This window comes from Geobacillus sp. LEMMY01, assembly GCF_002042905.1.
Lineage (GTDB): Bacteria > Bacillota > Bacilli > Bacillales > Anoxybacillaceae > Geobacillus > Geobacillus proteiniphilus.
The window spans coordinates 21,920-43,462 of the sequence record NZ_MVKA01000017.1 but is presented as its reverse complement, the minus strand read 5'-3'; the positions used below and the strand labels follow the sequence as shown (position 1 = coordinate 43,462).

Sequence of the window (21,543 nt, the reverse complement as noted above, 5' to 3'; positions counted from 1 at the left end):
CTACCCTTCTTCCACCGACTTTTTGACGATGGCTTGAAATCCGCCGGCAAGTTCCGCCATACGAAACCGCAGCAGGTCATTCATCGGCAAATTCGCCGCCAGCAACGCTTCCTTGCAATGGTCGATATAACGCTCGCAAAGGCGAAGCAAATGCCGCTTTTGTTCTTTCGTCAGCCCTTTGGCCCACGGAAAGGCGATATGCGCCATTTGCTCAAACAGCATCGATGACCCGGTGCGGACGAACGCTCCCTGCTCGAGCAGCAAGCGCCGCAAAAGCAAGTAATGGCCGGCAAATCCCCCCCATTGCGGCGCCCCGATGCGCTCGGCAAGCTTCGCAAGCAACGCCGACTCGATCGTGCCAACCGCGGCGAACAGCGTCTCGATCCGCTCCACCTTTTTTTCATACAGCCGCACTTTTTGCTCATTAATCTCGCGGACCGCTTCGGCGAACAAACGGATGAGCGCGACATCGCCCGAGCGCGCCAGCAAGTCGTAATAAAGCCCGCTGTACAAGTCGCCGGCCAAAACGACAAGCTGCCGCGTCCGCAAATCGCCGCCGCGGTCTGTCACCTTATCATGGGTGTCAAGGGCGATTTGCATGAGCATCATGGCGATGATGCACCGGTCCGGCTCATTCGGCGCCGCCGGAGCGTCAGTCATCATCGACAGCGAAAGCAGCAGCCGGTCTTCATCAACAGCCGGCGCCGGCACATGCGCGCGCAAATATGGATGGTCAAGCAGCCGTTCGATTTGTTCCTTCAATGACGCCAATTTCACCATGATGTCATTCACTCTTCTCACCCTTGTCCCCCAAAAATATCCGCACCGCCATGACGGACTCATTATAACATAATTTTGTCGAAAACGCTCTAGTTTGCTAGAAATTTACCGGTTTACTTTTTCCCTTCCGATTCAACCACACCGTGGCGCGTTTGAATATACGCTTTTCCTCTCACTTTGATCGCCGACGTATGTTCCGTGAACTGAGCGATCAACACTTCGCCTTTGTCAAGCTTTTCCGAATGGTGAAATCTTGTGTCCGCGCCGCGCGTCAGCCCGATGACGTTCACCCCGTCTTCGAGCGCTTTAATGACGACAAAATCGCTGTTTGTGTACATCCTCTTCCCTCCTTACGCTTTGATTAACGAAAGCACTTCAGCGCGGGCGTTGGCATCTGTTTCAAACACGCCGCGCACCGCCATTGTCACTGTTTTGGCTCCCGGTTTTTTCACCCCGCGCATCGTCATGCACATATGCTCCGCCTCAACGACGACCATCACCCCGTGCGGCTCAAGCGCCTCGACGATCGAATCAGCGATCGTTGCCGTGATGCGCTCTTGCAGCTGCGGGCGGCGCGCCACCGCCTCAACGGCTCGAGCGAGCTTACTCAGCCCGGTCACTTTCCCTTCCCGCGGAATATAGGCGACGTGGGCAGCGCCGAAAAACGGCACTAAATGGTGTTCGCACATCGAATAAAACGGAATATCTTTGACGAGCACAAGCTCCTCATGTTCCTCGCTGAATACGGTTTGAAAGTGCTGCTTCGGGTCTTCCTGCAACCCAGCGAACACCTCGGCGTACATTTTCGCCACCCTCTTCGGCGTATCGACGAGCCCTTCGCGGTTTGGATCTTCCCCGATCGCCTCAAGAATGAGGCGGACCGCATATTCAATTTGCGCAAAATTGATCTCTGGCATACAAACAACATCCTCCTGCGTCATAAAAGCTGCATGTAATCCGATTCTAGCATAGGGAGCCAAAAAAAACAAAAAAGAAGGGCGGTGAATCACCTGCCCTTCCCTCCTGCGCTCCTGCTATGTAGGCTTACTTGACGGCATCTTTCAACGCTTTGCCCGGTTTGAATGCAGGAACTTTGCTTGCCGGAATTTCCATTTCTTCGCCCGTTTGCGGGTTGCGTCCTTTCCGGGCGGCGCGCTCGCGCACTTCAAAGTTCCCAAAACCGATTAATTGCACTTTATCGCCTTTTCGCAGCGCTTCTGTAATCGAATCAAACACCGCATCAACGGCTTTTGTTGCATCTTTTTTGGAAAGACCGCTTGTTTCAGCGACCGCGTTGATCAATTCCGTTTTGTTCATGCCATTCACCTCCTCCCAAAGGGCTGATCTTGTTTACTACCATTTGTGCACACTTTTCTGCTTTTCTATACATAGACATCCAATTCCAGCGGCAAGAAGGCCTGCGCGCCGCGCCGGCGCAGCCAATCATTCTATGTTTGCCTCGCGACAGCCCGCAGGAGATGCGCCTATGCCGCCGGCTGAAGCCCCTTCCCAACGGTTTGGGCTCCTCCTGTTTTCGCCGGGCGCAAACGAAGCAAAGGACGAGGAAACCGCCTTCTTCCCACCAACAGGCGGTGACATGCCTAATCTTAACCAATTGACCGCGGAAATTCAACATCTTTTTTCGCAAAAACGGCCAATTTTAGGCATATTTCACCAAAACAACGATTTCAGATAAAAGATTACCATAACGCCATGCCCATAATCAAGTGCCAATCCTGATTTCTCAAGGGTTTTGGCGATTTTTTCCCTTTGCCACTTAGCAACTGAAAAGAACGGCATCAAAAAAAGCCCCCTTGTCGGGAGCTGTGCACGCGGCCTCCGCTTTTCTTTCTGTCTAGCTGCGGCGCCTAGCTCTCTTCTGCCAAATAACCTTCCCCCTCGGGGTGCAAGCACCCCCTGCGGGTGAAGAACATTTGGCTTCGAGAGCTAATCTCGGCGCCTCCGCTTTTCTTATTGTCTAGCTGCGGCCGCTAGCTCCCTTCCGCAAAATAACCTCCGCCCTCGAAGTGCAAGCACTTCTGCGGTCGGAGAACATTTTGCCTCGGGAGCTGTGCACGCGGCCTCCGCTTTTCTTATTGTCTAGCTCCGGCTCGCCGCCGCTCGGGGTCAAATAACCTTCGCCTTCGGGATTGTAAATCCCTCCAGGCGAAGAACATTTGCCCGTCGCGGCGAACCGCTCGCCTCCGCTTTTCTATAAAATAATCGCGATAAGGCCGCCGGAACCTTCGTTGATGATGCGCTCAAGCGTTTCTTTCAGCTTGTAGCGGGCGTTTTCCGGCATGAGCGCAAGTTTCGCTTGGATGCCTTCACGGACGATCGAGCTGAGCGAGCGGCCGAAAATATCAGAGTTCCAAATCGACAGCGGATCGTCTTCGAAGTCTTGCATTAAATAGCGGACGAGCTCTTCGCTTTGCTTTTCCGTGCCGATGATCGGGGCAAACTCCGATTCGACGTCGACTTTGATCATATGAATCGACGGCGCGACGGCTTTCAAACGGACGCCAAAGCGCGACCCTTGGCGGATGATTTCCGGTTCGTCAAGGCTCATGTCGGACAAAGCGGGCGCAGCGATTCCGTAGCCGGTTTGTTTGACCATTTTCAAGGCGTCGGCGATTTGGTCATATTCCGCTTTCGCATAGGCGAAGTCTTGCATGAGCTGAAGCAGATGGTCTTTGCCGCGAATCTCGACGCCGACGATTTCTTTTAAAATTTGATCGTACAGCTCATCCGGTGCATACAAGTCAATTTCGGCGATCCCTTGCCCCATTTCGATGCCGGCAAGCGCCGCTTTTTCGATGAAATCGTACTCGGCAAACTGCTGCACAACCCGGTCGACGTCGCGCAGCCGTTTGATGTCTTTGACTGTGTCGCGCACCGCTTCTTGGTAGCTTTCGCGCAGCCAATGATCTTCGCGAAGCACCATCACCCAGCTCGGCAAGTTGACGTTCACTTCAAGCACCGGGAATTCATATAATGCTTCGCGAAGCACGTTATACACGTCGGCTTCGCGCATGCTTTCCACGCTCATGGCGAGCACCGGAATGTCGTACTTTTCGGCGAGCTCGCGGCGAAGCGCCTCGGTTTCCGGATGGTGCGGCCGAACGGTGTTGACGATCATAATGAACGGCTTGCCGACTTCTTTGAGCTCGCTAATGACCCGTTCTTCCGCTTCGACATAGTCTTGGCGCGGAATTTCCCCGATCGTGCCGTCCGTCGTAATGACGACTCCAATCGTCGAATGTTCTTGGATGACTTTTCTTGTCCCGATTTCCGCTGCCTCTTGGAACGGGATCGGCTCTTCATACCAAGGCGTGTGGATCATCCGCGGCCCGTTTTCGTCTTCATATCCTTTTGCGCCGGGCACGGCGTAGCCGACGCAGTCGACAAGACGGATGTTGACTTCAAGCCCCTCATCAACTTTCACCGTCACCGCCTGGTTTGGCACGAACTTCGGTTCTGTCGTCATGATCGTCTTGCCGGCGGCGCTTTGCGGCAGTTCATCTTGGGCGCGCGCTTTATCGGCTTCGTTTTTAATGTTCGGAATAACGACCAACTCCATAAACCGTTTAATAAACGTCGATTTTCCGGTGCGGACGGCGCCGACGACCCCTAAATAAATGTCGCCGCCGGTCCGCTCGGCGATATCTTTAAAAATATCGACCTTTTCCAAATGACTCCCCTCCAGTCCTTCGGTCGTTATAAGAAACAGTGGAATGAGTTAGCATAGTCGGACACTATATGCATATGATGTTGTCCGATTCGGTTATGACTAAAATAGAAAAAATCCCTTCTCTAGAATGTATTTTCCTAGAGAAGGGAAGATGACTCATTTTGTGAAAAAAATCGGTTCGTTCGTCTTGGCGTCGATCGTATAGGGCAACGAATACGCCGGCACAAACAGCGAATGGTCGGTCAAAATCGGGCGAATGTCGTCACCCGGCTTGTAGTGGTGCGGATATTTTTTCAACGCCGCATACAAATCAGAACGGTAGTCAATGTAAATTTCTCCATTCCCGTCGATGACAAACGGCAAGTTGTTGCCGGAAAACGGGCTGACGACATACGGAGGCTCTTTGTAGCCGAGCTTTTTGTAATCGAGCGTAAATACGCCCGGCGCAACGACGTCTTGAAACGGCGGATACTTATGCTTGTCCGTGTACATGCCCAGCCGCAGCTTCAGCTCGCGGATGCGTTCGGCTAAGCGCAAATCAAGCAGCTTGACCGTCGGGTTCGTTTCCGCATCAATGATCATATACTGGAAGACGCCCCCGCTTTCATAGGCATTTCCCGGCGGCTCCTGCATATAGCGGGGAACGAGTTTTTGAAAATCGACTGGATACTTCAAATACATCGGCGTGTTCATGTCGCGCGTTTTAATCGGCAGAAGCCCGCCGGTCGCCCTTCGGTATTCATCAACCGCCGATTGGACGGCCGCCACTTGGTCTTTGTAAGGAATTTGGTTTTGTTTCAGCCGCTCTTGTGGATACAAGCAGCCGGAAAGCAGCGCCAAACATATACATGACAACAACAAGCGAGCGATTCGTTCCATCTTTCCCCACCTTTTTGCCTATTGCGGTGTCGGTCCGCTGAATACAACGAAAATGATGATGATGCCAGCAAAAATCAAAAGAACGTAGGCGACGAGCGCCAACAGGAAACGAAGCCATTTCATCTTGACTTTGTAGCGGCTTAAATAAATGAAGCCGACGGAAATAAACATAAACGCCATCGAGGCGATGGCGATCCACATTTTCGCTAACGCCGGTGACATGGACGCTCCTCCTTTTTTTCGACAACTATTATTATAGCATTGGCAAAAAAAAAGCTGAAGTAAAGCGGGGCTTTCTTTACTTCAGCATGCCTCATACCCTTCCGGAAGCTCAAGCCGATGATGGTTCGCCATATTGTATGCAAAACGAAGACGACTTGTACCGCCATTGGCCTACTTTCGTCATTCTTGTTCGGTAAAAATGTTGTTTAAGTCATTCATTTCCTCTTTTTTTCCGCGCGCCATGAGCGAATCGACCGCCTCTTTCGGATCTTTCCCCGCAAACAGCACTTCATAGAGGGCTTCGGTGATCGGCATTTTCACCCCGAGTTCGTTCGCCAGCTCATAGGCGGCTTTTGTCGTCCGCACCCCTTCGACGACCATCCCCATGCTCTCAAGCACCTCGTCCAGCTTTTTTCCTTGGCCGAGCATGTAGCCGGCCCGCCAGTTGCGGGAATGGACGCTCGTGCACGTGACAATCAAATCGCCGACTCCCGTCAAACCGGCGAATGTCAACGGATTAGCGCCGAGGGCACAGCCGAGGCGGGCAATCTCGGCGAGCCCCCGTGTGATGAGGGCCGCTTTGGCGTTATCCCCATAGCCAAGCCCGTCGCTGATGCCTGCGGCCAAGGCGATGATATTTTTCAGCGCCCCGCCGACTTCGACGCCGATTAAATCCGGGTTTGTATACACGCGAAAATAGTGATGGTTCATAAAGAAGTCTTGAATGCGGCGCGCCGCTTCCATATTTGGCGATGATACCGCCACGGTCGTCGGGTGCCGGAGCACGACCTCCTCGGCATGGCTCGGCCCGGAGAGAACGACAACATCTGCAAGCCATTCCCCCATTTCCTCGATGACCATTTCCGACACCCGCTTATGCGTCCCCGGTTCGATTCCTTTGCTGACGGCAACGACGGTGATCGGCGCCGCCAAGCAGGCGCGCACGTCCGTAAGCACCGAACGGATCGCTTTGGTCGGCACGGCGAGCACAACGATCGCAACGCCGTCAAGCGCAGCGCAAAGGTCGTCATAGCCGATAATGGCGTCCGGCAGGCGGACGCCTGGCAAATATTTTTCATTTGTCCGCTTTTCGTTGATTTCGTTGATCTGCTCGGTCCGATGACCCCAGAGCCGGACGCGGTGCCCGTTGTCAGCCAGCACGAGCGCCAACGCCGTCCCCCAGCTTCCAGCCCCCAATACGGCGATGTTCTCCATCGTTTTCCACTTCCTTTATCTCATTGTCTCATTTTCTTATTTCCGCGGGCGGGCGATGATTTTAATCGGCGTTCCTTCAAAGCCGAATGCATCGCGGATGCGGTTTTCCAAAAACCGTTCATATGAAAAATGCATCAGTTCCGGGTCGTTGACAAACGCGACAAACGTCGGCGGTTTGACGGCAACTTGCGTCATGTAATAAACTTTCAGACGCCGCCCGTTATGCGTCGGCGTCGGATTCATCGCCACCGCATCCATGATGACTTCATTGAGCACATTTGTCTGGACGCGCATCGCATGGTTGTCACTCACAAGCCGGACGAGCGGCAAGAGCTTATGCAGCCGCTGCTTCGTTTTCGCCGATACGAACAAAATCGGCGCATAGTCCAAAAACGGAAAATGGTCGCGAATCTTCCGCTCAAATTCGACCATCGTTTTATCGTCTTTTTCAATCGCATCCCATTTATTGACGACAAGAATGACCCCGCGCCCGGCCTCATGGGCATATCCGGCAATTTTTTTGTCCTGCTCGATGATGCCTTCCTCGGCGTTTAACACGACAAGCACGACGTCCGAGCGCTCAATGGCTCTTAACGCGCGCAAGACGCTATATTTCTCCGTGCTTTCGTAAATTTTTCCTCGCTTGCGCATCCCTGCCGTATCAATGATAACATATTCCTGCCCTTCGCGCACAAACGAGGTGTCGACGGCGTCCCTCGTCGTACCGGCGATGTCGCTGACGATGACCCGCTCCTCGCCTAAAATGGCGTTGACAAGCGACGATTTGCCGACATTCGGCCGGCCAATGAGGCAAAACTTAATGACGTCTTCTTCGTACTCTTGTCCGCCGCCCTTCGGAAAATGACGGACGACAGCATCAAGCAAATCGCCAAGCCCCGTCCCATGAGCCCCGGAAATCGGATACGGCTCCCCAAAGCCGAGAGCGTAAAAGTCGTAAATCAAATCGCGCATTTCCGGATTGTCGATTTTGTTCACCGCGAGCACAACCGGCTTGTTCGACCGGCGGAGCAGCTTGGCCACCTCTTCATCAGCCGCAGTCACACCGTCCCGGCCGTTCGTCATAAAGATGATGACATCCGCCTCATCGATGGCGATTTCCGCCTGCTGGCGAATTTGCATAAGCAGCGGCTCGTCGCCAATGTCAATGCCGCCGGTATCGATCAAATAAAACGAATGGTTCAGCCATTCGGCTCGGCTGTAAATGCGGTCGCGCGTCACTCCAGGCACGTCTTCGACGATCGAAATGCGTTCCCCGACAATGCGGTTGAAAATCGTCGATTTTCCTACATTTGGACGGCCGACAATGGCCACGACTGGATTTGCCATGCTACCACCCTTTATCTTCGTTTTCTCCTTACCTTTGTCGCTGAAAAAAAACGCCCTTTTCGGAAGGGCATCGGTCCATCAACGCCAAGGGCACTTGACTGCGAGGCTAGGAAGGAAATGACTTTTGACCAATCAAGTGCATCTTTTAGCGATGAACCAGGGCAGGCTACAACTGCTTTATTTTATCAAAAAGCGAAACGCTCAACAACTAATGTTTGACGATAATAAGAAGCCCCTCCGCCACTTCATGGGCGATGCCGTCCAAAATCGCCTCTAAATTCGCGGCGATCTGTTCCATTTCCTCTTTAGTTTGGCAAATAAAGATCGGCGCACCGCCGGCGACACGCCCGCCGTTCATCGTAATGACGGCCAAAATTATTTTTTCATGCGTCATCGCCGCTCCCCCCTTTCCGCTTCCATCGCCGTTTGCCCGGCATGCGGATGGCGCTCTCAAGCACCGGCACGTTTTCGATGACAGCCTTCGCCTTCTCGACATCCTCGACTTGCGGCAAAATGAAAATACCGACGCGCCCGTCGTTCAAATCGCGCTTGGCGAGCGGCACGAGCGCCGGCGTTCCGGAGTCGCGGTAAATGCCAAGGGCGGTCGATACATCATGCAAAATCGCCTGCCGCTGCCCAAGATTGGCGATCGTCGTGCGAGCGTTGAAATTTTTCGGCGTTAAAATAAATCCCATCCCATAGCGCAAAATTTCTTCGCGCCGCGCCGGCAAGCCGATGTTCATGATATAGATGTTGTCAACATACAACCCCGCCCCTTCAAAATGCGGCTTGACATATTGGACGTCGGCAATGTCTTTCAGCCGGCTTCCACTCATAAACCGCCGCGCCACGATCAGGCCGACCATGCTCGCCAAAAGCGCAGCCCACACGTTCCATACTAAATACGCAAGCGTTGATAGGAAGGAAACAAAAATGACTAAATAATTCCGCCCTTCAAACACGATGGCGATCCCTTCAATGTACGTTTTTCCACGCGGCACGAGTTCATACTGGTCCAATTCGTTTAACGTGTTGCGCTCCATATTGCGCACATCGCGGAACTGCGAGGCGGCCAGCGCCAAAAACGTAATTGCGGCAAACTCTTTTTCCATAATCGCCGGCACGGCGACCGTTCCTAAGCCCGCAGCAATGGCCCCTAAGGCGATATGGATCGTCCGACCGTGCAAATACGTCGGGTATTGCCGGTAATCGGTGCGCAACAAATAAAGCCGCGTCAACACCCCGGCAGCGACGCCGTATAAAATCGGAAACGTGTATTCGTTCACGGCTGCCTCGTCCCCCTTACAGGCCGTTTTTCCTCAAGCTGCAGCGAGAAGAAGCGGATCGATTCCCAAACGAGCAAAGATGATGCGCTAATGGCGAGCGCATCCAAAAAGGAAAACGATCCAAGCACATACCCCGGCGCCATGCGGAAGATGGACATGGCGTACACCACTTCCCCTTGACAGCCGCCGAGCGCCAGACAAAGAAGGCGGGCGGACATGCGGCGGTGGAACAGACTGCTGATCAAGGCCATCCACCAGCCAAGCATCCATTGGCCATCAAGCCAAATCCAGACCGGATCAAACAAGGCAAGCAGACGAAAAGCGGCATAGGCAAACGCCAAACCGGACGCTGACAGCGCCATCCGCAGCCATCCGCATGGCCGCTGTTTGACCGCCACGTAACAAGAGGAGAAAAAAAGCACAAAAAAGGACGCCGCCATATGAATGGGACTGATCTTCACCGTCATCGAGGCCGAACTGATCATGAAAAGCGAAAATGCGGCCAACTTCGTCCGCTCGGCGGTCTTTTTCATCAAAAATGTCGCTGCAATCCATAACGCCCAAAAAAAGAAATAAAAATAAGACCCTTCCATCTTTTCCACTCCTTATTATGTTCATTATGTCATCTTTTATGACCGTTCATTCATGCATAGAAAAAAGAGCGCCCGGCCATAGTAAAAATGACATTCGCATAGAAAGGAGCGGGGTGTGGTGGGAAAAGACCGTCAGGAGAAAAAACTGAAACAGTCGCGGCGCGTCGAGTCAGACCGCGACCAATCGCTCTCATACAAAGGAGCAGCCCGGCTCGACACACCGGACGAAGCGCGGGAACGGAACGAGCACTAAAAATGACGAAAGGCCTTTCTCTACAACCACTCTGTTCGTTTGATTCCAAAAAAACGGCGTTTCCATTGCCAATGATGAAAAGCTAGCCGCGCCAATAAGGACGGCTAGCTTTCGTTTACGGCGAAAAAACGATTTCGAACGAAAAATGGTCTATTCTCCTCTATGTGTCAAGGATCTTCCTTAAAGATTGAACATTCGTTTTTCGGTGTAGTCTACCGCAACCTCCTCCCGATACAAAACAAACAACTTCTGTTGATGGCAGGTTCAACTAGATAGAACGAGGCATCAACTTTTGGCTAAACAAAAAACCCCACCTTGATGGCGGCTGCCACCAAAATGGGGTTGCTTCACAGTTCGTCATTTCAATTTTTTCAGCTGCTCGCCAATCACTTCGCCGAGCTGAAAGCCGCGCGTTTCCGACGTTCTTGTGTATTGGCTGTAATCCTCGGCCGGCGCGGCCGCCTCTTCCTCAAGCAGCGCGCGGATGCTGAGGGAAAGGCGGTGATCCGCTTCGTTGACGTCGAGCACTTTCGCCTTCACCACGTCGCCTTCTTTCAGCACTTCATGCGGCGAGCCGATGCGGCGGTTGGCGATTTGCGACACATGCACCAATCCTTCGACGCCTGGGAAGACTTCCACAAACGCGCCGAACGAAGCGAGCCGTTTCACCGTCCCGGTGACGACATCACCCGGTTTCACTTTTTCGCTGAGGCCTTCCCATGGGCCCGGCAGCGCTTCTTTGATCGACAGCGACAGGCGCCCGTTCTCCGGATCGACGGCCAACACTTTCACTTTCACCACATCGCCTTCTTTCACCACTTCCGACGGATGAGCGACGCGCGTATGGGAAAGCTGGGAAATATGTACGAGCCCGTCAAACCCGCCGACATCGACAAAGACGCCGAAATCGGCAATGCGGCGGACGACGCCATCCAACACTTGCCCCGGCTCAAGGCGGGAGAGCAGTTCTTTTTGCTGCCGCGCTTGTTCTTCCTCAACGACCGCCCGATGCGACAAAATGACGCGGTTTTTCTCGCGGTCAAGCTCGACGACTTTCACAGAGAGCGTTTTTCCTTTATAATCGGAAAAATCTTCGACGTAATGCGGCTCAACAAGCGACGCCGGGATGAAGCCGCGCACGCCGACATCGGCGACAAGACCGCCTTTGACGATGTCTTTAATGACTGTTTCAAACGTTTCGCCGCTTGCAAATTTGCGCTCAAGATCTTCCCACGCCCGCTCGGCGTCCACCGCTCTTTTCGATAAAATGAGCAACCCTTCTTCCCCGTCTTTTCCTTCTTCCACTTTTTTGACTTTGGCCGTCACTTCATCGCCGACAGCGACGGCGTCGCTCGGTTTTTCAATATGCAAGTTCGACAGCTCGCTGATCGGAATGATGCCGCTTTGCTTGCTGTTTTCCACCTCGACAAGCACTTGCTTGTCCTCAAGCTTCACCACTTTGCCGCGGACGATGTCGCCCACTTCATACACATTGACTTGCACATTCATCTCTTCTGTCATCGCAAAAACCCTCCTTCATCGACTGACAACTGTCAAAAGCGCGCCTCGCGCCGAGGCCGCGGCCGGCTGTCGGCAAAATAAGGACGCTTTTCTAGTTAGTATACCATATTTTCTCAATCAACATGTACTATAATGCTCATTGAGGCGACGGAAGGGATGCCTCGAACAGCATGTTCCTTTCATGCTCGCTGATGCTCTTCCAGCAGCCGGCGGATATGATCCATAATGTAATCGGCCGCTTCTTCCGGGCTCGCTTTCCGCGCGCGCAGCGGCGCCATATCGATCGGCGCTCCGTACACAACCTTAAGCGGCACAAACGGACGGTACGGGCCGACAATGGCGCACGGGACAACGGCGGCCTCGGTGCGCAAAGCGAAAAAGCCGACGCCGGGCAGCGCCTTTTTCAACCGCCCGTCTTTGCTGCGCGTCCCTTCCGGAAAAATGCCGAGCACTTCGCCTTGCTTCAGCACCTCAAGCCCCGTGCGCAGCGCCTGGCGGTCGTTCATGCCGCGCTTGACCGGAAAGGCGTGCAAGCTTTTGACGAGCGTCTTCACGACTGGAGCGCGAAACAGCTCTTCCTTCGCCATAAATCGAATCGGGCGCGGCGCCGTAATGCCGATGACCGGCGGATCTAGGTTGCTGATATGGTTGGCGCAAAGAAGCACGCCGCCTTCCTTCGGAAATTGTTCAATCCCGATCGTTTGAATGCGGTACAAAGGAGTGAGCACTCCTTTGACGATTCCTTTGGCGAATGAATAAAAATCCACCGTCATCCAATCCTTTCGTTGACAATCTCCATAATCCGATCCACGACTTCCTCAATCGACAGTGATGTCGTATCGATTTCCACCGCATCCGGCGCCTTGCGAAGCGGTGCTGTCTCCCGTTCGGAATCGAGCCGGTCGCGGCGGGCGATCTCTTCTTTCAGCTTTTCAAGATCGGATGGAAAGCCGCGTGCGATATTTTCCTCATGCCGGCGCCGCGCCCGCTCCTCGACCGAAGCTTTCAGGAAAATTTTCACTTCGGCGTTCGGCAGCACATGCGTTCCGATATCGCGCCCGTCCATGACGACGCCGCCCCCTTCCGCCAAGGCGCGCTGGCGGGCGACCATCTCCTCGCGCACAAGCGGATGCTTCGCGACAAGCGACACCGCATTCGTCACCGCCTCGCCGCGGATGATGTCGGTAACATCGTCGCCGTTGACCAGGACGATCTGCCCATGCGGCGACGGCTTCAGCTCAATTGATGTATCGCGAAGCAGCGACAGGAGTGCCTGCTCATCATGGATGTCGACGCCGCATGCAAGCGCCCGGTACGTCAGCGCGCGGTACATGGCGCCGGTATCGATGTATACGTAGGAAAGCCGCCCAGCGATCCGTTTGGCGACCGTGCTTTTCCCCGCCGCGGCGGGTCCGTCGATCGCAATGCTGATTCGTCGTTTCATAATTTCCTCCTGCTTTGCCGAAAATCGCTTGATGAATGCACAAAGAAAAATGCAGGAAAACCCTGCATGTCTCCATGTTCATTGTACCATATCCGCCGTCAACGGTCGACGGCCGTTTCAACTGTTTTCGTTTTTTCCGGCTTGGCCACACCTTCGTATTCGTACACCTTGCCGATATACAACGCCGCTGGCGTGTACAACACAAGACATTGGGCAATCAACAGGCAAATCGCCTGGATGACGACAAGCTTCCACAACATCTGTTCGATCCGTTTCATGGCGCGAGCCCCCTGCTTCCCATTTTTTCTAGCAGTATTCCACGCGCCCGGCTCATTTATTCTGTTCGTTCTCCCATTTTCTCTCCTCAAGCTGCCGTTCAAAGCTGTAGCGAATGAGCCGAACGCGGTCTTGGGGGGCGAGGTCCGTGAACTCCACCGACATTTTCGCCATGCCGCGCTCGTCATCAGCCATGCGCACAATGGACGCCTTCGTTTGCACGTAATGGTATTCGCCGGAGCGCATCGCCAACGCAAGCCAAAGCTCGATCGCCATGCCGGGGCGAAGAAGCGGAGCGTGCGCCGGCGGCACAAGGAGGGCGGCGCCGCCGGCGCTGATATCCACCGTCATCGTCACAAACGGGGTGAACTCGCCGTCAGACGGATGGACGGCCGCATCGACATTCGCTTTCACCCGCACATAACGGCGGCGCTGGATGCGCACAACGTATTCCTCGCCCGGGTAAGCCAAGACGACCATCGGCAACGGATCGCGGATTTTCCCCCTCACTTCGGTATCAAACATGTACAAACCGCCGTCTTGCCCGACAAAAGTCGCTTTAAACTGCATCCCGTTCAACAAATAAACGGTTTTTCCGCTCTGTTCATCGATCGGATAGCTGATATGAACCGCCCCGTCAGCGATGGCGAGTGCTTTGCTTCGGTATTGCCGCGCTGAGCCGTCCGACGGCTCAAGCCGGATCGAATCCCCAATTTTGATCATCATGTTTCCTTTTTCCCCTTTTCAGTCAGCTGCCGAACTGGCGATCGTTTCGCTGACCCGCATGATGTCCCACGACTATTATACCATACCGCCCGGCTGCCTTTGGCCAAAAAAAGAGGAAAAGCTGACAGCCCCAGCTTTTCCTCCCTTGTTTTCATCTGTAATTCGGCTCCACGCTTTCGAGCTTCTCGACTTTTTCTTCAAGGCCGGTTGCGGCGTTAATGAACAATTGATACGTTTCATCACCAAGCGTTCCTAAAAACTCATAGCAAAGCACCGGTTTTTGCAAATCGTTCATAATGACCGCCTGGCGCTCTTCCATCACTTTCAAATGTGGATTTAACTTTTTCTTCGCCGCCTCAGCGGTGAGCGTCGGTTTTGGCAGCGGGCGCGAGATCGATGATGACAAATAGTCGCGCGCCGTAAAGCCGACGACATGGCCGTTGTCAAGCGCCACTTTCATTTGGATCGCTTCCGGGTAAATGCGGACGCCGTTTTCGCTTTTGACAAACGTCAGCACAGCGACATTATCGTATTGCGTGCTGTCGTACAACTCAAAGCCGGTGAATTGATGCCGTCGCAAAAACGCCATCCCGCGGTTGGCCGCCTCATGCAAGCTGATCTTCGGCTTGCCGACTGGCCGGCTGTTTAACGCCCAAATCGGATATCCGCCGTTTTTCGTCACATCCATATAAATGTCGCCTTTTGTTTTCGGGTCGTGAATCGTTAAACTGTAAAACCGCTCGTCCGCCCCATTGCCGCTTTCCGTCACCTTGATTTTCTCTGTTCCTTTTAAGCCGAGAAACTCGCGGGCGATCCGTTTCGCCTCGTCTTTGGAAATCGGGCGTCCTTTCGCGCGGACAAAGCCTTTTTCCTCGTTGGCGAGGCCGATAAACGACGGGCCGAACTCGGACGAACTTGAGAATGTATCGACATTTTTCTCCACTGCTTTCAAGCCGTCAATAATGATGTTGTCGCCTTTCTCGTCGTTCGTCGCCAGCGCCAGCTCGACGTCCATCCAACGCAAATTGTTTTCCAGCACTAAATGCTGCACGTTGCGCAATTCTTGGCGGATCGCGCCGGCGCTTTTGTACAGCGCCTCGAGCGTCTTGTGCTCTTCTTCGGTCAACGGCTCTTTTTCCAAATCGCGCACCGCCGTCCGGTAGCTGAACTCGCCGATTTTCGACAAAAACTCTTGCGTCTTGTTAAACGGCAAAAGCGACAGCGGCAGCTGGCCTACGTCGGAATGGGCTTCGGATGCGATTTTCCACACTTCGGCGAGCGCTGGCGACAATGAGGCGTGCGAATTCATCGCCAGCGTCGCACCTAGCTTGTCATGCAGCAAATCGATCTGGTAGGCCAAATCGTGGAACGCGCGTTGGTAATTGTTTTCCGCATGAATTAAGATCGCGTTTTTTTCCTGATGCTCGCGGTAGCCCCAGTAACCAGTACCGACGACAGCGACGACAAGCGCTGCAATCAGTAAATTTCGCATCATCTCGTCTCCCTCCTTTTATTTGCAAAAAATATGGTTTCCAATCCGCTTGATTTGCGGACGGCTCCAAATCCATGAGCTCGTCGCCGTGGCTGGGTTGAAGTAGTAAATCGCTCCGCCGGTCGGGTCCCAGCCGTTGATCGCATCAAGCACCGCTTTTTTCGCCGTTTCATTCGGCGTCAGCCAAATTTGCCCATCGGCGACCGCGGTGAACGCGCCTGGCTGAAAGATCACCCCGGCGACCGTATCTGGAAACGATGGATGTTCCAGCCGATTTAAAATGACAGCGGCAACAGCCACTTGTCCGATGTACGGCTCCCCGCGTGCTTCCCCGTAAACGGCGTTTGCCATCAGCCGAATATCGTTTTGCGAAAACCCTTTCGGCACGTTCGACGCCGTCGTTTTCGCTGCTCGCGACGATCCTCCGCCGCGTTTTTTCACCTGCTGGCTGAGCGGAATGCCGCCATAATGGGTGAAATCGTTCCCTTGGCGGATTTGCTCTTTCACAAACTGCTCGTAATATTTTGAAGCGTTCACAAGCTTCCGTTTCGTCTCCGATCCAGCTAGTCCATCGACCGGCAAGCCGTATTCGTACTGGAAATTGCGCAGCGCCCAATACGTGCGCCAGCCGAACACGCCGTCGATTTTGCCGTTGTAAAACCCAAGGTATTGCAGCCGCGCCTGCAGTTCAATGACATCATCGCCAACCGCTCCGCGCTGAATCACTTGCGGGGAAAACGCAGAAGCATGGCCTGATGGGTAAATGCATGTCCAAACAACCAATGCGATGAATAGGACCCATTTCCTTGCCATATGTGAACCTCCCGTCAACACTCACCGTTTTTACCCCTATTTTCCTTCCGTTTCCCTTTTTTATGCGAAAAAAAGAAAAAAGCCAAAGCTTTTACGCTTGGCTTTTCACAGGCGGCACCGCCTGACAGCGGGCGTATCCTTTCGCTTGTTTTACTTTGCGCAACGCCACCCACCATAAGGCGAGCATAAACACCCCCATGTAATAGCCCCATCGCTCTTTGGCGAGCAGCAGCCAGTCATAGACGCCATGAAGGAAAAACGGCAACAAAAACGACGCCCATAAATAATAGCGGCGCTTTTGGCCGGCAAACTTCGCCTTGCCGAAATAAAACCCCATGATGACGGCAAAGAGCGCATGACTGGACACCGGCAAAAGCGCCCGGGCGATGGCCGTCTCCACTCCGTTGGCCAATAAGTACAAAATGTTTTCCAGCGTCGCGAACCCGAGCGAGACGCTGGCGCTGTACACAATGCCGTCATACGGCTCGTCAAATTCGTCGTGGTCATACACAAAAAAATAAACGACAAACCATTTGACAAACTCCTCAAGGAGCGCGGCGGAAAGAAACGCCTCGGCTGCCGGCGACGCGACGATCCCTTCTGCCGCCAGCACGTATTGGATGAACATGATCGGAAACACAAGCAAGACGCCGAACAAAAACATGCGCAACACAAACGAAAGCGGCTCAGCCTCATACTCGTCCTTTAAATAAAAATAACTAAGCAACGCCACCCCGGGGGCGACGCCGGCGGAAATCAACGAAAACATCCCCGATCCCCGTTTCTTTGGCATTTTTAACTTCATCGTACCACGAAACGAGGGAGAAAAAAAGGGGAATTGCCGGCCCGCTTGTCGCCTAATAGGCGAACAAGCCGTCGAGGGCGGCGTCGGCTGCGAGAGCCACGGCGAGTTTGATGCGCGCCTTTTTCGCATCGTAGTCGCTGCCAAGAATAACTCCTTTCTTATGCAAATCGTAGGCGCTGCCGGGGTAATCGTATGTTGTATACACCGCCCCTTCCTCGGCGCTCGTCGTCACAACGACTTTGATCCCCGCTTCGATGGCTTTGACGATTTCATCGACCATTTTTGGCGCCACTTGCCCGCGGCCGACCCCTTCGAGCACAATGCCAGCGACGCCGCTTTCTCGAGCCGCTTTAATGAACTTGCCGTCCGCCTCCAAGTAGCATTTCACAATGTCCACGGGCGGAAGCGGGCGCACAAGCTTGTAATATTCGCGTCGGATCGGCTTTTGGTACACGTACACCTCATCGTTGTCAATGATGCCTAAATAGCCGAAGCCGAAAGCGTTGAATCCTTGAATGTTCGAGGCGTGTTCTTTTTTCACGTATTTCGCGGCAAAAATGCGTTCATTGAACACAACGACCGTCCCCGCCCCACGCAGCGGCTCGGCGCACGCGGCGTAAATGGCATGGCGGATGTTGATGTACACATCGCTGCCCAAATCAGACGGCGCCCGCTGCGAACCGGTGACGACGATCGTCCGCGGGTCATCGATCGTCAAATCAAGGAAATAGGCCGTTTCTTCGAGCGCATCGGTTCCGTGAGTGACGACGATGCCATCAACGGATGGATCGGTGAAATGCGCCTCAATTCGCTTTTTCAGCTCAAGCCAATGCGAAAACGTCAAATGCATGCTAGGAAGTTGAAATACACTTTCAACGATGACCTCAATCTCCTTCGGCAAATGGCACATCGCGGCGAGCTCTTCACCGCTTAGCGCCCCGGCCCGCAGGCGGCCAGAGCGTTCGTTCCGCTTGCTCGCAATCGTGCCGCCGGTTGTCAGGAGCACCACTTTCCGTTTCGTCACGCAAGCCATCCTCGCTTTCTCGCTTTAGCATCATTAAGATATTGGCCAATGAAGCGCTACTGCAGCTGCTTGGCTGACGCCTCCCGTTCGCGCCGGACGATGCAGGCAGCAATAGCGTCTCCATGGAAGCGGCCGTTTTCGATAAAAATTTCATTCGCATCGTTGCCGGCGGCGATCACCCCGGCGATAAACACCCCCGGCACGTTTGTTTCCATCGTCTCCGGATCATAATGCGGCCGGCCGCTTTCCGGGTCGATCTGAACGCCGATGTTCGTCAAAAAGCGATGGTCCGGATGATAGCCGGTCATGGCAAACACAAAGTCGTTTTTGATCGTTTTCGTTTCCCCGTCCACTTCATAAACGACCGCATCTTCGGTAATTGCTTTCACATGAGCGCGAAACTCCATGCGGATGACGCCTTTCTTCACAAGGGAGTCAAACTCCGGCAAAATCCATGGCTTAATACTTTTCGAATACTCGTTGCCGCGGTACAGCACCGTCACGCGCGCCCCGGCTTTCACAAGCTCCATCGCCGCGTCGACGCTCGAGTTTTTCCCGCCGATGACGACGCAGTCGGTGTTGAAGTACGGATGCGCTTCTTTAAAGTAATGCATCACTTTCGGCAGCTCTTCCCCCGGCACGTTCATATAGTTCGGATGGTCGTAATAGCCGGTGGCGATGACGACGTACTGCGCGCGGTACGTCCCTTTTGTCGTTTCAATAAAAAACGTCCCGTCTTCCTGCCGCTTGACGTTTTTCACTTCTTCAAACGTATTGACGCGCACTTGCTTGCGGACCACGACTTCCCGATAATAAGCGAGCGCTTGATTTCGCGTCGGCTTCCGGTTTTCGGTGATAAACGGCACGCCGCCGATCTCCAGCCGGTCGCTCGTGCTGAAAAACGTCTGATGCGTCGGAAAACGGTAAATCGAATGGACGATGTTTCCTTTCTCGATCACCAGCGGCGAAAATCCGGCGTCTTGCAAAGCGATCGCCGCCGCCAGCCCGCACGGCCCGCCGCCGACAATAATGATTTTCTCCTCTTTCATCGTTCTTGTCACCTCGCACGAAGCAAAAAATCCCCTATCTTATGATAGGGGATTTCACCAAAGCTTGCAAACATTGGCGCTTGCTGCGCTCACACCCAGCCGCGGAACCGGCACGCTTCCGCCATTTTGCGGACGCCGACCATGTAGGCGGCAAGGCGCATGTCGACGCGGCGCGTCTGCGCCATTTCATACACGTTGTTGAACGCTTTGACCATCACTTTCTCAAGCCGCTGTTCGACTTCTTCTTCCGTCCAATAGTAACCTTGGTTGTTTTGCACCCATTCGAAGTACGACACGGTCACGCCCCCAGCGCTTGCAAGCACGTCCGGAACGAGCAAAATGCCGCGCTGCGTCAAAATTTCCGTCGCCTCAAGCGTCGTCGGCCCGTTCGCCGCCTCGACGACGATGCTCGCCTTAATGCGCGGAGCGTTTTCGGCCGTAATTTGGTTTTCGATGGCCGCCGGCACCAAAATATCGCAATCGAGCTCAAGCAGCTCTTGATTCGAAATCGTATTTTTAAACAGCTTCGTCACCGTGCCAAAGCTGTCGCGCCGTTCAAGCAAATAGTCGATGTCGAGCCCGTTCGGGTCGTACAGCGCGCCGTACACATCGGAAATGCCGACGACTTTCGCCCCGGCGTCGTGCATAAATTTGGCCAAATAGCTGCCGGCGTTGCCGAACCCTTGCACGACGACGCGCGCCCCTTTGAGCGACAAGCCGCGTTTTTTTGCCGCCTCGCGGATGCAAATCGTCACTCCTTTGGCCGTCGCCGTTTCCCGGCCGTGCGAACCGCCGAGGACAAGCGGCTTCCCGGTGATAAAACCCGGCGAATCGAACTCGCGGATGCGGCTGTACTCATCCATCATCCACGCCATAATTTGCGAGTTCGTAAACACATCCGGCGCCGGAATGTCTTTTGTCGGTCCGACGATTTGGCTGATGGCGCGCACATAGCCGCGGCTTAGCCGCTCGAGCTCGCGGAACGACATCGTGCGCGGGTCGCAGACGATGCCGCCTTTGCCGCCGCCATACGGCAAGTCAACGATGCCGCACTTTAAGCTCATCCAAATCGACAGCGCTTTCACTTCGCGTTCCGTCACATCAGGATGGAAACGCACGCCGCCTTTCGTCGGGCCGACCGCATCGTTATGCTGCGCGCGGTAGCCGGTAAAAATTTTCACCGACCCGTCGTCCATGCGCACCGGAATGCGGACTGTCAACACGCGGATCGGCTCTTTTAACAGCTCATACACTTCTTCCGGGTAGCCGAGCTTTTCCAATGCTCTATGTATAACAATTTGTGTCGACGCCAACACGTCGTATTGTTGCTCCTTCTCTTCCGTATGCTTATCGGCTGCCATACGTAAACCTCCTATAAGCTCGCTATAATAATTTGTCGCCTTTCATGTCATAGTATACACCTTCTGTGGCCGGATGCAAAGGAAAAATGGCGAAGCGGCGCCGAACAGTTGGCGCAAAAAATAGACTCCTTGTCCATTTCAAGGAGTCTTTCTATGCCTTAGTTGGCGCGGAAATAACGAACGAGCTGTTCGATCGCGCGGCGTTCAATCAGTCGCTTCCCATATTCTTGCACACGATGTATCGTTATCGTAGCCGGGTTGCCAAACTCGGCCAGCAAGGCGACAAAGTTGTCGAGCGGAATAGGGGGTTCTTCGGGAACATGCAAGTAAAAGCGGCCTTGATAGGAATAAAGTGTGCCGTCGAGGCAGCCGACCGCATGCAGGCGATGAGCGAGCTGGATGACATCTTCAAACGTTTGGAATTCGTAAAATATGTCATCGCTCTCATCGAGCGTTACTTGCATTTCAATATAATCGTCGGCGAATTCTTCTTCCATGTCGTCGTAGTCGCCTTCGTTCGTAACGATAACGACCATGCCCTGCGCCGGTAAAGAGTACACTTCGACCGCGATCGATCCGTTCACTTCAAAACCGAGCTCTTCGCTTGCTTCCTCGATCATATCGCGGAACAGCTGATGGACTTTAAACGTATCTTTCCATAAATCGTCTTTCGTCAACCCGCGGTCCAGCAAATCGTCAAACGTCAGGAAAATTTTGATTTTGTTGTGGGTCAAGCGCTCAAGACGCATCGGCACCCCTCCTTACC

26 protein-coding genes are annotated in these 21,543 nt (G+C 53.9%); 2 read left to right on the top strand and 24 right to left on the bottom strand.

The window, feature by feature from the left end; genetic code table 11:
* The 4 genes from B1A75_RS09785 to B1A75_RS09770 form a co-directional block, all read right to left on the bottom strand.
* Positions 1-780, bottom strand: a complete 780-nt coding sequence (locus tag B1A75_RS09785; protein ID WP_074043369.1) for a heptaprenyl diphosphate synthase component 1 — start codon at positions 778-780, stop codon at positions 1-3.
* Between the two features lie 113 nt (positions 781-893).
* Entirely contained in the window at positions 894-1,118 is a 225-nt protein-coding gene (mtrB, locus tag B1A75_RS09780; RefSeq protein ID WP_011231698.1) for a trp RNA-binding attenuation protein MtrB, read from the bottom strand.
* 12 nt (positions 1,119-1,130) lie between these two features.
* Entirely contained in the window at positions 1,131-1,697 is a 567-nt protein-coding gene (folE, locus tag B1A75_RS09775) for a GTP cyclohydrolase I FolE (RefSeq protein ID WP_074043340.1), read from the bottom strand.
* A gap of 127 nt (positions 1,698-1,824) precedes the next feature.
* Positions 1,825-2,097 carry an HU family DNA-binding protein gene (locus B1A75_RS09770; protein ID WP_008879623.1) on the bottom strand — a complete coding sequence of 91 codons (273 nt, stop codon included), beginning with the start codon at positions 2,095-2,097 and terminating at the stop codon, positions 1,825-1,827.
* Between the two features lie 169 nt (positions 2,098-2,266).
* Here B1A75_RS09770 and B1A75_RS20270 point away from each other — a divergent pair, with 169 nt between their 5' ends.
* A complete protein-coding gene (locus tag B1A75_RS20270; RefSeq protein WP_239691211.1) occupies positions 2,267-2,476 on the top strand; it encodes a hypothetical protein in 210 nt (69 codons plus the stop codon).
* Between the two features lie 516 nt (positions 2,477-2,992).
* Here B1A75_RS20270 and spoIVA read toward each other — a convergent pair.
* The 8 genes from spoIVA to B1A75_RS09725 all read right to left on the bottom strand — a co-directional run bounded on the left by spoIVA (position 2,993) and on the right by B1A75_RS09725 (position 10,013).
* Entirely contained in the window at positions 2,993-4,471 is a 1,479-nt protein-coding gene (spoIVA, locus tag B1A75_RS09760; protein ID WP_074043341.1) for a stage IV sporulation protein A, read from the bottom strand.
* Between the two features lie 156 nt (positions 4,472-4,627).
* A complete protein-coding gene (locus B1A75_RS09755) occupies positions 4,628-5,350 on the bottom strand; it encodes a hypothetical protein (RefSeq protein ID WP_074043342.1) in 723 nt (240 codons plus the stop codon).
* A gap of 18 nt (positions 5,351-5,368) precedes the next feature.
* On the bottom strand, positions 5,369-5,572 hold the full coding sequence (locus tag B1A75_RS09750; protein WP_079936126.1) for a DUF2768 domain-containing protein: 204 nt from the start codon (positions 5,570-5,572) through the stop codon (positions 5,369-5,371).
* A 180-nt stretch (positions 5,573-5,752) separates the two neighbouring features.
* Positions 5,753-6,787 carry an NAD(P)H-dependent glycerol-3-phosphate dehydrogenase gene (locus B1A75_RS09745; RefSeq protein ID WP_079936125.1) on the bottom strand — a complete coding sequence of 345 codons (1,035 nt, stop codon included), beginning with the start codon at positions 6,785-6,787 and terminating at the stop codon, positions 5,753-5,755.
* A 36-nt stretch (positions 6,788-6,823) separates the two neighbouring features.
* On the bottom strand, positions 6,824-8,134 hold the full coding sequence (gene der, locus B1A75_RS09740) for a ribosome biogenesis GTPase Der (protein ID WP_074043345.1): 1,311 nt from the start codon (positions 8,132-8,134) through the stop codon (positions 6,824-6,826).
* A gap of 208 nt (positions 8,135-8,342) precedes the next feature.
* Positions 8,343-8,528, bottom strand: a complete 186-nt coding sequence (locus tag B1A75_RS09735) for a capping complex subunit for YIEGIA (RefSeq protein ID WP_074043346.1) — start codon at positions 8,526-8,528, stop codon at positions 8,343-8,345.
* Positions 8,518-9,420, bottom strand: coding sequence for a YIEGIA family protein (locus B1A75_RS09730; RefSeq protein WP_074043347.1), 903 nt, complete (start codon positions 9,418-9,420; stop codon positions 8,518-8,520). Before B1A75_RS09730 ends, B1A75_RS09735 begins: the two co-directional genes overlap by 11 nt.
* The gene (locus tag B1A75_RS09725; protein WP_074043348.1) at positions 9,417-10,013 is read right to left on the bottom strand and encodes a YphA family membrane protein; all 597 of its coding nucleotides are present in this window, start codon (positions 10,011-10,013) and stop codon (positions 9,417-9,419) included. Before B1A75_RS09725 ends, B1A75_RS09730 begins: the two co-directional genes overlap by 4 nt.
* Before the next feature lie 118 nt (positions 10,014-10,131).
* On the opposite strand from B1A75_RS09725, the gene B1A75_RS09720 reads away from it, so the two are divergent.
* Positions 10,132-10,266, top strand: a complete 135-nt coding sequence (locus B1A75_RS09720) for a YpzI family protein (RefSeq protein ID WP_074043349.1) — start codon at positions 10,132-10,134, stop codon at positions 10,264-10,266.
* 357 nt (positions 10,267-10,623) lie between these two features.
* Here the strand turns inward: B1A75_RS09720 and rpsA are convergent, their stop codons facing one another.
* The 12 genes from rpsA to B1A75_RS09655 form a co-directional block, all read right to left on the bottom strand.
* The gene (gene rpsA, locus B1A75_RS09715; protein ID WP_020754082.1) at positions 10,624-11,787 is read right to left on the bottom strand and encodes a 30S ribosomal protein S1; all 1,164 of its coding nucleotides are present in this window, start codon (positions 11,785-11,787) and stop codon (positions 10,624-10,626) included.
* 179 nt (positions 11,788-11,966) lie between these two features.
* Positions 11,967-12,560 carry a lysophospholipid acyltransferase family protein gene (locus B1A75_RS09710; RefSeq protein ID WP_074043350.1) on the bottom strand — a complete coding sequence of 198 codons (594 nt, stop codon included), beginning with the start codon at positions 12,558-12,560 and terminating at the stop codon, positions 11,967-11,969.
* A complete protein-coding gene (gene cmk / locus B1A75_RS09705) occupies positions 12,557-13,231 on the bottom strand; it encodes a (d)CMP kinase (RefSeq protein ID WP_074043351.1) in 675 nt (224 codons plus the stop codon). Before cmk ends, B1A75_RS09710 begins: the two co-directional genes overlap by 4 nt.
* Positions 13,232-13,329: 98 nt before the next feature.
* Positions 13,330-13,509, bottom strand: coding sequence for a YpfB family protein (locus B1A75_RS09700; RefSeq protein ID WP_074043352.1), 180 nt, complete (start codon positions 13,507-13,509; stop codon positions 13,330-13,332).
* A 52-nt stretch (positions 13,510-13,561) separates the two neighbouring features.
* Complete coding sequence (locus B1A75_RS09695; protein ID WP_079936142.1) at positions 13,562-14,230, bottom strand: flagellar brake protein; 669 nt, start codon at positions 14,228-14,230, stop codon at positions 13,562-13,564.
* 154 nt (positions 14,231-14,384) lie between these two features.
* On the bottom strand, positions 14,385-15,728 hold the full coding sequence (gene ypeB, locus B1A75_RS09685; protein WP_079936124.1) for a germination protein YpeB: 1,344 nt from the start codon (positions 15,726-15,728) through the stop codon (positions 14,385-14,387).
* Positions 15,729-15,743: 15 nt separating this feature from the next.
* Positions 15,744-16,538 (bottom strand): spore cortex-lytic enzyme, encoded by a 795-nt coding sequence (sleB, locus tag B1A75_RS09680; RefSeq protein ID WP_079936123.1) that lies wholly within the window; start codon positions 16,536-16,538, stop codon positions 15,744-15,746.
* 91 nt (positions 16,539-16,629) lie between these two features.
* Positions 16,630-17,307 carry a glutamic-type intramembrane protease PrsW gene (gene prsW / locus B1A75_RS09675; RefSeq protein WP_079936122.1) on the bottom strand — a complete coding sequence of 226 codons (678 nt, stop codon included), beginning with the start codon at positions 17,305-17,307 and terminating at the stop codon, positions 16,630-16,632.
* Between the two features lie 88 nt (positions 17,308-17,395).
* Entirely contained in the window at positions 17,396-18,367 is a 972-nt protein-coding gene (locus B1A75_RS09670; protein WP_079936141.1) for an asparaginase, read from the bottom strand.
* A 56-nt stretch (positions 18,368-18,423) separates the two neighbouring features.
* Positions 18,424-19,416 carry a YpdA family putative bacillithiol disulfide reductase gene (locus tag B1A75_RS09665; protein WP_074043353.1) on the bottom strand — a complete coding sequence of 331 codons (993 nt, stop codon included), beginning with the start codon at positions 19,414-19,416 and terminating at the stop codon, positions 18,424-18,426.
* 89 nt (positions 19,417-19,505) lie between these two features.
* The gene (locus B1A75_RS09660; protein WP_011231719.1) at positions 19,506-20,777 is read right to left on the bottom strand and encodes a Glu/Leu/Phe/Val family dehydrogenase; all 1,272 of its coding nucleotides are present in this window, start codon (positions 20,775-20,777) and stop codon (positions 19,506-19,508) included.
* A 158-nt stretch (positions 20,778-20,935) separates the two neighbouring features.
* A complete protein-coding gene (locus B1A75_RS09655; RefSeq protein ID WP_011231720.1) occupies positions 20,936-21,526 on the bottom strand; it encodes a genetic competence negative regulator in 591 nt (196 codons plus the stop codon).
* Between the last annotated feature and the right edge of the window lie 17 nt (positions 21,527-21,543).

What these genes read in the sequence shown, in the direction of transcription:
- B1A75_RS09785 (WP_074043369.1), bottom strand. Translation starts at nt 780, where the DNA reads ATGGTGAAATTGGCGTCATTGAAGGAACAAATCGAACGGCTGCTTGAC.
- mtrB (WP_011231698.1), bottom strand. Translation starts at nt 1,118, where the DNA reads ATGTACACAAACAGCGATTTTGTCGTCATTAAAGCGCTCGAAGACGGG.
- folE (WP_074043340.1), bottom strand. Translation starts at nt 1,697, where the DNA reads ATGCCAGAGATCAATTTTGCGCAAATTGAATATGCGGTCCGCCTCATT.
- B1A75_RS09770 (WP_008879623.1), bottom strand. Translation starts at nt 2,097, where the DNA reads ATGAACAAAACGGAATTGATCAACGCGGTCGCTGAAACAAGCGGTCTT.
- B1A75_RS20270 (WP_239691211.1), top strand. Translation starts at nt 2,267, where the DNA reads ATGCCGCCGGCTGAAGCCCCTTCCCAACGGTTTGGGCTCCTCCTGTTT.
- B1A75_RS09755 (WP_074043342.1), bottom strand. Translation starts at nt 5,350, where the DNA reads ATGGAACGAATCGCTCGCTTGTTGTTGTCATGTATATGTTTGGCGCTG.
- B1A75_RS09750 (WP_079936126.1), bottom strand. Translation starts at nt 5,572, where the DNA reads ATGTCACCGGCGTTAGCGAAAATGTGGATCGCCATCGCCTCGATGGCG.
- B1A75_RS09745 (WP_079936125.1), bottom strand. Translation starts at nt 6,787, where the DNA reads ATGGAGAACATCGCCGTATTGGGGGCTGGAAGCTGGGGGACGGCGTTG.
- der (WP_074043345.1), bottom strand. Translation starts at nt 8,134, where the DNA reads ATGGCAAATCCAGTCGTGGCCATTGTCGGCCGTCCAAATGTAGGAAAA.
- B1A75_RS09735 (WP_074043346.1), bottom strand. Translation starts at nt 8,528, where the DNA reads ATGACGCATGAAAAAATAATTTTGGCCGTCATTACGATGAACGGCGGG.
- B1A75_RS09725 (WP_074043348.1), bottom strand. Translation starts at nt 10,013, where the DNA reads ATGGAAGGGTCTTATTTTTATTTCTTTTTTTGGGCGTTATGGATTGCA.
- rpsA (WP_020754082.1), bottom strand. Translation starts at nt 11,787, where the DNA reads ATGACAGAAGAGATGAATGTGCAAGTCAATGTGTATGAAGTGGGCGAC.
- B1A75_RS09710 (WP_074043350.1), bottom strand. Translation starts at nt 12,560, where the DNA reads ATGACGGTGGATTTTTATTCATTCGCCAAAGGAATCGTCAAAGGAGTG.
- cmk (WP_074043351.1), bottom strand. Translation starts at nt 13,231, where the DNA reads ATGAAACGACGAATCAGCATTGCGATCGACGGACCCGCCGCGGCGGGG.
- B1A75_RS09700 (WP_074043352.1), bottom strand. Translation starts at nt 13,509, where the DNA reads ATGAAACGGATCGAACAGATGTTGTGGAAGCTTGTCGTCATCCAGGCG.
- B1A75_RS09695 (WP_079936142.1), bottom strand. Translation starts at nt 14,230, where the DNA reads ATGATCAAAATTGGGGATTCGATCCGGCTTGAGCCGTCGGACGGCTCA.
- ypeB (WP_079936124.1), bottom strand. Translation starts at nt 15,728, where the DNA reads ATGATGCGAAATTTACTGATTGCAGCGCTTGTCGTCGCTGTCGTCGGT.
- sleB (WP_079936123.1), bottom strand. Translation starts at nt 16,538, where the DNA reads ATGGCAAGGAAATGGGTCCTATTCATCGCATTGGTTGTTTGGACATGC.
- prsW (WP_079936122.1), bottom strand. Translation starts at nt 17,307, where the DNA reads ATGTTTTCGTTGATTTCCGCCGGCGTCGCCCCCGGGGTGGCGTTGCTT.
- B1A75_RS09665 (WP_074043353.1), bottom strand. Translation starts at nt 19,416, where the DNA reads ATGAAAGAGGAGAAAATCATTATTGTCGGCGGCGGGCCGTGCGGGCTG.
- B1A75_RS09660 (WP_011231719.1), bottom strand. Translation starts at nt 20,777, where the DNA reads ATGGCAGCCGATAAGCATACGGAAGAGAAGGAGCAACAATACGACGTG.
- B1A75_RS09655 (WP_011231720.1), bottom strand. Translation starts at nt 21,526, where the DNA reads ATGCGTCTTGAGCGCTTGACCCACAACAAAATCAAAATTTTCCTGACG.